Raw genomic sequence first — 12,207 nt, forward strand, 5'->3', positions numbered from 1 at the left:
ACCTATGTATTAAGTATGTTACCATATCATTAAAAATTAGTTATTAAATCAACCTTTTAATTATCCATTTTATAAAAATCAAAACTAATAGGAATATGTTTGCGCTATTTTTAATCAAAGTTTATATTTGGCGATTGTTTAACAATTTTTAACATTCTATGTTAAAAATATTTTAATTAATAACAAAATTTATGAAACACAGATTACTTAGCTTTGTCTTTGTGTTAACCTGCTTTATCGGAGTAGCGTTCGCACAGGATCGTCAAGTGAGTGGTAAGGTAACATCAGCATCTGATGGTTCCTCACTTGGTGGGGTTTCTGTAGCGCTTGTGGGGACAAGCATTGCTACACAAACTGACGCAGACGGGAATTACAGCATTGCTGCTCCCGCAAATTCAACATTATCCTTTTCGTATGTTGGATACACTTCCCAGCGCATCAATGTAGCAAGCAACACAACCGTAAACGTTCAATTGGCTAGTGAAGACCAAGCCTTGGATGAAGTGGTTGTCGTGGCTTACGGTACGGCTAAAAAGTCGAGCTTTACAGGATCCGCTTCTACCATTAAATCGGATGTATTGGAAAACCGCTCCATTACCAGTGCGACTAAAGCATTAGATGGTGCAGCTCCAGGTGTTGTTGCAACGTTGGGTTCTGGTCAGCCAGGGTCAGATGCAACGATCCGTGTGCGCGGGTACGGTTCCATTAACGCAAGCTCTTCCCCTTTATATGTAGTTGATGGCGTTCCTTTTGACGGAGACTTAAACTCGATCAACCCGAACGATATCGAAAGCTTAACGGTATTGAAAGATGCCGCAGCATCAACACTTTACGGGTCTAGAGCCGCTAACGGTGTCATCATGATTACCACAAAAGCCGGTAAAAATACAGATGGCAAAATCAACATCAACTTCAAAGCCAATGTAGGGGTAAACTCCAGAGCAATTCCTCGTTATGAAGTTATGGATACCAAAGAATACTTGGAAACGGTATTCCAATCCTACAAGAACAGAGAGATCTTTGCTAATGGCGTTTCTGAAGCACAAGCTGGTCAGATCGCTGTGGATAAGATGAAAGGCACTGTTGATCCGATCTTCGGTATCAACGAGCAATATAACCCATACAATGTTCCTGTTTCCGAATTATTCGACCTTGCTACAGGAAAGATCAACCCAAATGCACAGTTGAAATGGAATGACAACTGGTTGGATGAGGTTATGGCCAAGAATCCGATCCGTCAGGAATACCAATTCGACGCGTCTGGTGGTAGCAGCAAATACAAAGCAATGGCTTCCATGAATGCTTTGAAGGAAAAAGGTTTATTGAAAACAACTGGTTTTGATCGTTTTACAGGTCGTGTGAACAATGAATTCACGCCTGTAGATTGGTTCAAAGCTGGCCTTTCGGCAAACTTTGCGAAAGCGACTTCCAACATGTTGAGTGCGAGTGGATCCTCCATTTCCAATATTTGGTACTCTGCAGAGCAAATGGCTCCAATCTATCCAATCTGGCAAAGAAATGCTGCTGGCGACTTTATCTATGATGAAGCTGGTGAAAGATTGTTCGATTATGGTGCCAACAGAGCATCCGGTGCACAACAAAAATTCAACTCCATTGCTACTTTGTACGATGATAAATATTTCGACAACAGAGATAACGCAGGTACAAGAGCGAACATTGAATTCAATACGCGCGATGAAAAATACGGTGCATTCCAAGGTTTTGCATTTGCAGTTAACCTAGGTGCCGACTATGTTGGAAATCAATACACGTATTACTACAACCCTTACTTCGGTAACGCAGCAGGTTCCGGCCGTTTGAACAAACAGTGGACAAAAACGTTCTCCTATACTTTCAACCAATTGTTGACTTATAACAGAACATTTGGCGATCATAACGTAGATGTGCTATTGGGTCATGAAAACTACAGCTACAGATACAACCTTTTGACTGCGCAAAAAACTGGATTCCCATTCGGTGGTTTGTACGAGTTGGCACCGGGTTCATCCATTGCTGACGCAAACTCTTACGAAGATAACGAGACTATCGAGTCGTACTTCTCTCGTGTGCAGTACGATTACAAATCAAAATATTTCTTGTCCGGATCCTTCCGTACAGATGGTTCATCCCGTTTCCACAAGGACAACCGTTGGGGTAACTTCTGGTCTATCGGTGGTGCATGGAAGATCTCTGATGAAGATTTCTTGAAAGATGCTTCATGGATAAATACCTTGACCTTGAAATCAAGTTACGGTGAACAAGGAAATAACGGTCTGTTGAATTCTAGCGGTGTGGATATGTACTACGCTTGGCAAGCATTCTACGACCTGACTTATAGCAACGCCAACAACAACGGTGGTGTGGTTTCCTCTGTTGAGAACAAAAAGATCTCTTGGGAGAAAAACCAAAACTTCAACGTAGGTTTTGATGGTCGCTTCGCAAACAACAGATTGACGGTAGGTTTTGACTACTGGTCCAAGAAAACTTCAGACATGTTATTGGTTCGTCCATTGGCATTCTCTCTAGGATTCGAAGGATACAACGATAACATTGGTGATATGAAAAACTCCGGTTTCGATCTTTCCATCGGATACGATGTGATCAGAAACGAAGACTTGGTGTGGAACATCACAGCAATGGGCTCTAAAGTGAAGAACAAAGTGCTTAAGTTGACTGACGAGAATAAAGAAATCATCAGTGGATCAACCATCATCCGTGAGGGTGAGGAATTGAGCTCATTCTTTATGGCAAGAAGTGCAGGTGTGGATCCGGCAACAGGTAGCCAATTGTACTGGGTATTCGATAACAAAGCAGACGAATTTGACCAAAGCAAACATTACATTTCTGCAGATAAGAACAAAGCAGCGGCTAGCCGTGTGATGTTAGGAAGCAGAATCCCTAAATTGTACGGTTCACTTTCAACAAATGTTAACTACAAAGGTTTCGATTTCTCCGCAATGACAACCTATTCCATCGGTGGTAAGATCTATGATGTTGTTGGATATAGCTATTACAACCCATTGTACATCGGTAACAACTACTCGAAAGAAGTGTTGAGAGCTTGGCAGAAACCAGGTGATATCAGTGATATCCCACGTGTTCAAAAAGAAGAGACACAAACGTTGACAGATAGAGCATTGGTTGACGCGTCTTACTTTGCCATCAAAAACATCGCGATCGGTTACACATTCAATCTTCAGAACTACGGTCTGAAATCGGTACGTGTATTTGCTCAAGGCGATAACCTAGCTGTATTCTCAGCAAGAAAAGGTTTGAACCCACAAAACAACTTTACAGGAACTTCAGATTACGTTTACTCACCGAACAGAACAATCTCTGCTGGTGTAAATGTTAGATTCTAAAATTTATTATTTGACCAAAATGAAAAAGTTATTATATGCTTCTGTAATTACGTTGGCGCTGGGAATGACTTCTTGTAAGAAAGATTTCTTAGAAACAACCCCTACAGATAAAGTCGATGCACCTACAATGTTAGAAACCACAGATGGCGCGCAAGTAGCCATGGATGGTATCTACCGTATGTTATATACTTCCGGTTGGACAACTGGAAACACGGACCAGAACTTCGGTATCATGTCTACAAAGATTTTCACGTCCCTTATGGGCGAGGATTTCTTGCAGGATGCACAAGGTAATGGTTGGTTCTATTTCGATTACCGTTTTGATGTGCGCAGCCGTTATACATCGACAACTTGGCGCTCTTACGGTACTTGGAACTTCTATTACACATTGATCAGTAATGCCAACTACATCCTTTCGGCAGAAACTACGTTGAAAGGGGAGAAGGCCGTAATCGATAACATCATGGCGCAAGCGTATTCCATCCGTGCCTACGCTTACTTCCAATTGATCCAATTGTTCCAACAGACGTATATCGGTCACCAAAACGCACCTGGTGTGCCTTTGTATACCGAACCAACAACTTCAGCTTCTCAGGGTAAACCAAGAGGAACTGTGGAAGAGGTGTATACACAGATCAATAGTGACCTGGATAAAGCCATCACCTTGTTTGCACAGGATAAAGCTTTGCAGAAACATAAGTCGCATGTCGATTTCTATTTAGCGAATGCGTTTAAAGCAAATGTATCCCTTGTACAGAACAAGTGGGATGATGCTGTGAAATATTCGACCGAAGCATTGAGCAAACCGGGATTGGAAATGATCTCCGGAGCTGACTTGACTTCAGGGTTCAACAGCATTAGCTTGAAAGACGTTCTTTGGGGAGCGCAGATTATCGCAGACCAATCTACGGTATATGCTTCATTCTTCTCGCACATGGATGCTTCTGCAGACCGTTATGCTGCGTCTTCACGTAAAGTAATCTACAATTGGTTATACGATCAGATCCCTCAAACAGATGCACGCAAGAAATGGTGGCACGACGCAACTGATGGTGGCGAGCCAGAAACCAAACCTTACAACCAGGTAAAATTCAGATATGCTGACAAAGCATCTGACCTTGGGGATTACATCTTCATGCGTGCTGAAGAAATGCAATTGGTGAAAGCTGAAGCGTTAGCGCATGCGAACCGCTTGACGGAAGCAAAAACAGAGTTGGAGAAATTGATGAAGTTGAGAAACCCGAACTATGCACAAACCTTGAACGGCATGAAAATGTCCAAGGACTTTACTATGGGATCAATCGGTCTGCCTACTACGTTGATGGATCAGATCCTATTGCAGAGACGTATTGAGCTATGGGGTGAAGCAGAGCGTATCTACGATTTGCAACGTCTGAAAATGGGCTTCAACAGAAATGCGACTAAATCCAACCACACTTCCAAGCCAATCTGGAATACAGAAGAAGTGGCGAGCAAAGAGTTCATCTTGACCATTCCTCAAAAAGAATTTGATGGAAATACAAGCCTAGATGCAACGAAGGATCAAAACCCATTGTAATTATTAAGATCGATTAAAATGAAAAAAAGCATATTAGGTTTTCTAGGAGCAGCGGCTATGTTGGTCAGCTTGAATTCCTGTGATAAAACAGAGGGTGCTCTGTATGATTTAAATGATAATAAAGCGAGTTTTTACAGCCCGAAGGTAACTGTACCGATGGAAGGTGGATCGGTTATCGTTCCACTTGGCCGCACCACGACCAGTGGTGAGCTTTCCGTTCCTGTAACCTTGACAGCAGCAGGAGCAGGATACACGAATATCTTCAAGGTAGCGGGGCCTGCAGTCTTCACCAATGGTGAAGGAAAAGCGGAAGTAAAGGTAACTTACGGCGATTTCTCTAAAATCGACGCAAGTGCACTTTCGGTTTCTCCAATCGCAAATAACGATGTTGAGGTTGGCTTGGCATTCCCATTTACCTTAGCGATTGATTCAGCAAACCTTTCCGTAAGTCAAGTGGCCAAAACTTCGGTTTCCGCAACATCAACTTTGGAGTTTGCTGATGCTGGAACAGCCGTTCTGAATTCGACAGGGGGATGGATTGGTGAAAATGGCATTAAGAATGTAAAGATACAGAAGGCTAAAACTGCAAATGTATATAAAGTGGTTAGTCCTTTTGGAGAAAACAGCATTGCCTTTATGATAAAATCCGATGGTAAAACAGTGGTATTCCCGAACCAAGTGTTAGGAATGGATGAGGAATATGGCGCTGTTTCCATGTCAAACGTTACTGGTACGATTGCAGGTAAAGTGGTTACCTTAAATGTTGCTGGTTATACCGTTGCTGCTGGTTCATTCGGATCAGGAGTAGAAATCATCACATTGCCGTAGTTAACCCTACACCGATAACAGAAAAGCCCGATTCATTTGAATCGGGCTTTTTATGTGTGCCCAGCATGGTCACTAACTATAGGGGGTAAGTCCCGAACTCGCACTACCGAATTTATCAACTGTTCAAAAGATTAAACGGAATATATAAACCACTTAAAAACTTTTTTTAAGTTAAGGAAATAAAAGTTATACATTTAAAGGCGCTTCTGAAGGAATTGCTTTATTAAAAATTTTTATGGAATTAGCACTGACTGTATTTAAATTGATTTTGAAATGAAGAATTTACTGTTAATTGTAATTATTACTTTTGTTTATATAGGTTCGTCTAATGGGCAGACTCCAATTGACGTTGGAATATTCACAATAAATGGCAGGACTTATAAAGTTGATAAACCTAATTCTGATTCGCCATATATTATCCGACTTAATTGTTTGCCTACTCTTACTTCAAACCCAGAAATGGTAGGAAATTATACATACGAAGATTATGTTGAGACAGTAATTCAAATTCCAGGTTACCAGTCGGCATGGGTGGATATTTTGCTTCCGTTGTTAAGTCCATCCAGATTAGAAGCTCTTAAAAAAAATGGTGAATGGATTTCTACTAGTTATTTTCTTAAAAATGATGGTAGTGTTATTTTTTCTACCATTATTTTGCCTAAAAAAACGTCATTTAGTATGATCGAGATTGACTCCATATCTAGAGCTATAGATGCAAACTATAAGCCTGAAATACGTAGCTTAAACAGTGGACACCTAACATTGAATTATCTAGAGATTTTTGGAGGACGGTATTATTTTAAATGATATATCACAAGATTCGGTTTGAAGAACTAAAATGAAAAAAGTCAATGTGATGAACATTGACTTTTCTTTATCTATTTATTGGTTTTTAAAACCAGGCAATAAAAAAGCGATTACTATTAAGCTGTTTAATATAGAAGTTTCGTTTTTAGTCTTTTCCTACGATTTTTAATATAAATGCAAGCATTGTCGGCCTTCCTTACGTCACTTCAATAGAAACGATCTAGCCACGCAAATGCGTGAAATTTGTGCTATGCTTTCACGGCCAATATGCTCAATTCCTGCGCCACACGTCCGGCAATGGCCTCAAAAGCTTTTGCTACGGGTTCGTCCTGATCCAGCGCAATTGGGAATCCATTGTCGCCAGCGTCTGCTACAGCTTTCACCAACGGTATTTCACCTAAGAAAGGAACCTGGTTGCTTTCTGCGAGCCGTTTTCCACCATCTTTTCCAAATATATAGTATCTGTTGTCCGGTAGTTCAGCAGGTGTGAAATACGCCATGTTTTCCACCACGCCAATTATTGGCACCTGTACACCTTCCATTTGGTACATAGCCATCCCTTTGATCGCATCTGCGAGAGCAACCTGCTGTGGGGTGGTCACAATGACCGCTCCAGCAATTGGGTAGCTCTGTGCGACGGTGATGTGAATATCGCCGGTACCTGGAGGCATGTCGACTACTAAATAATCCAGTTCGCCCCAATCGGTGTCGCCAAAGAGTTGCTTAATGGCCGATGTCGCCATCGGTCCGCGCCAAGGGATCGGTTGGTTCGGATCGGTGAAGAACCCGATGGAAAGGAGCTTCAATCCGAAACGTTCAACCGGTACGATTTTATTCTTGCCATCAGGGGTCTGTGTCGAGGCTGGTTTTGCATCTTCCACACCGAACATCATCGGCACCGATGGGCCATAGATGTCAGCATCCAAGAGACCTGTTTTCGCTCCGGTATTGGCCAGTGCTAGTGCTAGGTTTGCGGCAACCGTTGATTTACCGACACCGCCCTTGCCCGAGGATACCAGGATAATATTCTTGATCTTGCTCAGCTGAGCCGTTTCCACGGCACGAACACGAGCAGTCATGTTGATGTCTACCTCTACCTCTTTCGAAACGAAAAGTGCAATGGCATTGCGGCAGGCATGCTCGATATGTCCTTTCAATGGACAGGCTGGTGTGGTCAGCACCACATCAAATTTTATTTTATTCGGAAGGATTTCAATGTTCTTGATCATGTTCAAAGTCACCAAATCCTTCTTGAGGTCAGGTTCTTCCACATGCCCGAGCGCATGTAAAATTTGTTCTTTAGTAATCATAGATGCTTATTAAACATACAAAGCTAAAGAAAGACGCGCAAAATCTTGTCATAATGATGTTTTTAATGATTTTTGCATATTTTTACCCTGATCTACGCGTTTACTTGAGGATAGCATGAATGTAAAGGATATCAACTTTGGTTTTGTGAGGAAAAAATGGTTCATCATTACGGTAGCCTCCATAGTGGGCGTCCTGCTGATCGGATTTATCTATGCGATGTCCGTTCGCGGCGAGATGCTGAACAAAGCCGTTGCCAAGGTGCAGAAGAAGCTGAAAGACGACTACCAGTTGAATTTCTTGGTCGATCGTTTCAGTTTTGCGGGATTGACAACCGTCGAGTTCCAAAAGGTAAAGATTGTTCCCGACAGCGCGGAGCAATTGGCTGCCATCGATCAATTCAAGGTTTCCGTGAAACTGTTCCCCTTACTTTCGGGGAATGTACAGTTGGATCAACTCGATCTTAAGAATGCAAATATCACGTTGGTCAAGGAAGATAGTACCGCAAACTATGACTTTCTTTTCCGTAAGAAAAAAGATCAGGACAGTACCCAGAATACACTGACCAGAACGCTTGCCGAAACGGTGGATAACCTGCTTAAGCGTGCCTTTCAGGCCGTTCCCAATAACCTCAATATGGAAAATGTAAGTCTTTCGTTTCAGGATTCTTCCGCTACGCAGGCGGTACGGATTCCAGAGGGAAGCATTGACGATGGGGATTACGATATCGATGTCTTTCTGAACGAGCAGGAAGCAAAGTGGAACTTTAAGGGCAATATCAATTCGAAGCGGCAGACTGCCAGCGTGACGGTTTCTTCAGAAAATAAAGATGCAGAAGTTCCGTTCCTGGGTCGCAGGTACGGATTGCATGTACGTTTTGATGAGATTACCTTTCACCTGGACGATGTTGTTCGGAAAGGGAAGGAGAACTTGCAGGTGCAGGGCGGATGGAGCACGAAGAACCTGCAGGTGAAGCATCACCGGCTTTCGGAAGAACCAATTGTATTGCCGGAGGGAGCTGCAGATGGGGGATTTGTTGTTTCTGAAAATACCATCGAATTATTGCAGGGTACCAAAGTACAGGTGAAGGACTTTACCTTCCAACCGAAGGTCAAATTCTCCCGTAAGCCGAAGAAGATATTGGAACTTGCCGTACATACCGGCAAATTCAAGGCTCAGCATTTCTTCGATGCCCTGCCGACGGGGTTATTCGAAAACCTGGACGGCATACAGGTCGATGGCGATATCCAATACGACATGGACTTTAAGGTCGATATCGATGATCCGGATGGTCTGCAATTTGCCTCAAAGATCGACGATAGTGCGCTGAAAGTTGTGAAATGGGGGAAAGCCAATATTGCCGAATTGAACGGGCCATTCGTCTACGAAGCCTATGAAGATTCGGTGAAGATGCGGGATATTGGTCTCTCGACTGCCAATCCCAACTTCACACCCTTGGACCAGATTGCACCGATCCTGAAAAAGGTCGTACTGAATACGGAAGATCCATTCTTTTACAAACATAACGGCTTCGAACTGGATGCCTTCCAGCTCTCAATTGTCACCAATATCAAGGAAAAGAAGTTCAAGCGAGGCGCGAGTACCATCTCCATGCAGCTGATCAAGAACCTCTACCTCAACCGCAACAAGACCATGATGCGGAAGTTTGAGGAAATTCTGTTGGTGTGGTTGATGGAGCAATCCAAGGAGGTCAGTAAGGACCGCCTATTCGAGATCTATCTGAACATCATCGAATGGGGCAAGAATGTGTATGGAATAAAAGAGGCCGCGAATTATTATTTCGGAACGACACCGGATAAATTGACCATCGGTGAAAGCCTGTACCTATCGAGTATTATCCCTAGGCCGAAAACGGGGCTTTCCTCTTTCGACTACACGGGCGGTTTGAAACCGTGGGTCATGAAGCATTTCAACACCTATGGATATATCCTGAATAAGTTGAATCAATTGGAAGGGGAGCAAGTGCCAGCGAACTATGGGTTCTATCAGGTTCAGTTGCAACCGAAACTGCGCCCGCCGCGGCCAAGAGGTGTACCGGATACCATGATGTCCCACGATAATATCAAGGATATGGTTGACGATATCGATAATGAAGAGAAGATCCGGCGGTCCCTGATCGAAAAGTTGTTCGGTAAGGAAGCAACCCAGGAACAAGAAAACCAATAACATGAAAAATATACAGATCGATAACCTGGAATTTGAGCTGATGATCGACTATGAGCAGATCCAGAAGCGGATTCGCCTGATCGGCATCGATATCAATTTGAAGTACGAGGACAAGCATCCGGTATTCATCGGGGTTCTGAATGGTTGCTTTATGTTCATGGCCGATCTGATGAAGCAGGTGCATATTCCCTGCGAAATGTCTTTTGTGAAGTTAGCTTCCTATGCCGGTACCGAACAGGGCGAACTGCATGAGCTGATCGGTGTGGGGATGTCGCTTGTTGGTCGGCATGTCGTTATTGTGGAAGATATCGTTGATTCCGGCCGATCTTTGATGCACACCATTGAAGCCCTCGAGAAGTTGGGCGTTGCGAGCATTTCGGTGGCTACCCTGTTGATCAAACCAGACTGCCTGCTCTATGCCTTTGATAACATTATGTACGTGGGATTTGAGATCGAGCGGGAATTTGTGGTAGGCTACGGCTTGGATTACAATGGCCAATGCCGCAACCTCCAGAATATCTATAAAAATATAGGAACCGTTACGCCGTCCTAAAGCTGCAAGAGGCAATATGGTCGTTGACCATTCCGACTGCTTGCATATAGGCGTAGCAGATGGTCGATCCGAAAAACTTTACACCTCTTTTCTTCAGGTCCTTCGCAATGGCATCGGAAACCGAAGTCGTCACCGGGGCCTCCTTCGCGTTTTCCAATGTGTTGATGATCGGTTCGCCGTTGGGCAGAAAGCTGTACAGGTAATTGTAGAAACTGCCGAATTCCTGTTGTATTTCCATGAAGATCCGTGCATTCGCGATGCTGGATTTCACCTTGAGGCGATTCCTGATGATTCCTTCATCCTGCATGAGCCGTTCCACATCGGACTCCGTGTATTGAGCGATCTTCCGGTAGTCGAAGTTGTCATACGCTCGCCGATACCCTTCGCGCCTTTTCAGGATGGTGATCCAGCTAAGACCCGCCTGTGCGGATTCCAGGATCAGGAACTCAAATAGGGTACCGTCATCTTTAACCTGTTTTCCCCATTCCTGATCATGGTAGTCTTGGTAAAGCGGATCCTGTCCACACCAGCTGCATCGGATAATTTCTTTCTTACTCATTTTTTCAATTTATAAAGCAGTTTTTTTGTTCTAACTTTACGGCTTCCATGAAACACTTGAAGTCGTACGGTCTTATTGTATGTTTAGTCTTGTGCGCCCTATTGGGGATGACCAAGGCAAATGCGCAAATTGTGCCGCAGGATTCCCTTTTGCGAGCAGATTCCCTATTGCGGGTAGATTCTCTGCGCATACAGGATTCGCTAGCACGTATGGCGGTGTTTGACTCCCTGGATAATGCCCTTAAAAGTAGCGAAATTATCCTGTATCCAGATAAGGGGAAGGATTTTGTGGTCAAATCCATTCGCAAGGTCTTGAAGGCGGGGAAGCATGAGGTTACCTTTGGTCTGCAACAGGTATCCTATCCGGATGCGTATGCGAATCAATACGGCCAACCAAAAGCCAGCCGGCCGATTTGGGTGCTCTTTGTAGTACTATTTCTCTTTCTAATCTTGGGTGTCCTACGCATCATCTTTCCAGTGGAATTACGGACCATTGTCGATGCCTACTACAAAGAACGGCTGTTGCTGCAGGTCAGCAAGGAGGATAGCTTGGCGACCTCCTGGCCATACATCTTCCTGTACGGTGTGTTCAGTCTTTCGCTGGGACTTTTCGTGGTGGTAATCGTGTCGAGTTTCGGTGACAAAAACTACCTGACCTTCGAGAATTTTTTAAAAAATTCAGGCTTTGTTGCGATTTTATTTATCGCGAAAATTTTGCTCATCCGTTTTGTCTCCTTCGTCTTCCAATTGGAAAAGATTGTACGTGAGTATATTGCTATTTTGTACCTGGTGTATTTTAACAGCATGTTTTTCCTGATGCCTTTCCTATTGTTAGTAGTCTTCGTTCCGACGAAATATTTCGCGACGATTTCGATTATTTACGTATGCTTGGTGATTATTCTCTTTGCATATCGGTTTTTGCGGACCGCGTTACACCTGTTTGGCAATTTCAAATTTTCGATTTTTTATTTAATTCTCTATCTTTGCAGTCTCGAATTAGCACCAATTTTGATTTTAGTGCGTGCACTAAGTAATTAAGAAGAGTT

Annotated in this window: 9 protein-coding genes; 7 read left to right on the forward strand and 2 right to left on the reverse strand. The window is 43.4% G+C overall.

The window, feature by feature from the left end:
* Positions 1–191: 191 nt before the first annotated feature.
* The 4 genes from G6N79_RS05185 (at position 192) to G6N79_RS05200 (ending at position 6,555) form a co-directional block, all read left to right on the forward strand.
* A complete protein-coding gene (locus G6N79_RS05185) occupies positions 192–3,362 on the forward strand; it encodes a SusC/RagA family TonB-linked outer membrane protein (RefSeq protein WP_103905428.1) in 3,171 nt (1,056 codons plus the stop codon).
* Positions 3,363–3,381: 19 nt separating this feature from the next.
* Complete coding sequence (locus G6N79_RS05190; protein WP_160003650.1) at positions 3,382–4,920, forward strand: RagB/SusD family nutrient uptake outer membrane protein; 1,539 nt, start codon at positions 3,382–3,384, stop codon at positions 4,918–4,920.
* 18 nt (positions 4,921–4,938) lie between these two features.
* Positions 4,939–5,748, forward strand: a complete 810-nt coding sequence (locus G6N79_RS05195; protein ID WP_103905426.1) for a hypothetical protein — start codon at positions 4,939–4,941, stop codon at positions 5,746–5,748.
* 273 nt (positions 5,749–6,021) lie between these two features.
* Positions 6,022–6,555 (forward strand): hypothetical protein, encoded by a 534-nt coding sequence (locus G6N79_RS05200; RefSeq protein ID WP_103905425.1) that lies wholly within the window; start codon positions 6,022–6,024, stop codon positions 6,553–6,555.
* Positions 6,556–6,803: 248 nt separating this feature from the next.
* On the opposite strand, the gene G6N79_RS05205 is transcribed toward G6N79_RS05200, so the two are convergent.
* A complete protein-coding gene (locus G6N79_RS05205) occupies positions 6,804–7,865 on the reverse strand; it encodes an Mrp/NBP35 family ATP-binding protein (protein WP_103905424.1) in 1,062 nt (353 codons plus the stop codon).
* A gap of 115 nt (positions 7,866–7,980) precedes the next feature.
* Here G6N79_RS05205 and G6N79_RS05210 point away from each other — a divergent pair, with 115 nt between their 5' ends.
* Complete coding sequence (locus G6N79_RS05210) at positions 7,981–10,050, forward strand: transglycosylase domain-containing protein (RefSeq protein ID WP_103905423.1); 2,070 nt, start codon at positions 7,981–7,983, stop codon at positions 10,048–10,050.
* Position 10,051: 1 nt separating this feature from the next.
* Positions 10,052–10,603, forward strand: a complete 552-nt coding sequence (locus G6N79_RS05215; RefSeq protein ID WP_103905422.1) for a phosphoribosyltransferase — start codon at positions 10,052–10,054, stop codon at positions 10,601–10,603.
* Here the strand turns inward: G6N79_RS05215 and G6N79_RS05220 are convergent.
* Positions 10,590–11,162, reverse strand: a complete 573-nt coding sequence (locus tag G6N79_RS05220) for a DNA-3-methyladenine glycosylase I (protein ID WP_103905421.1) — start codon at positions 11,160–11,162, stop codon at positions 10,590–10,592. The genes G6N79_RS05215 and G6N79_RS05220 overlap by 14 nt on opposite strands.
* A 47-nt stretch (positions 11,163–11,209) precedes the next feature.
* Between G6N79_RS05220 and G6N79_RS05225 the strand changes: the two genes are divergently transcribed.
* Positions 11,210–12,199: a DUF4271 domain-containing protein gene (locus G6N79_RS05225; protein ID WP_103905420.1), complete on the forward strand. Its 990-nt coding sequence runs from the start codon at positions 11,210–11,212 to the stop codon at positions 12,197–12,199.
* The last annotated feature ends 8 nt before the right edge of the window (positions 12,200–12,207 follow it).

The organism is Sphingobacterium lactis (assembly GCF_011046555.1).
GTDB classification, from domain to species: Bacteria; Bacteroidota; Bacteroidia; order Sphingobacteriales; family Sphingobacteriaceae; genus Sphingobacterium; species Sphingobacterium lactis.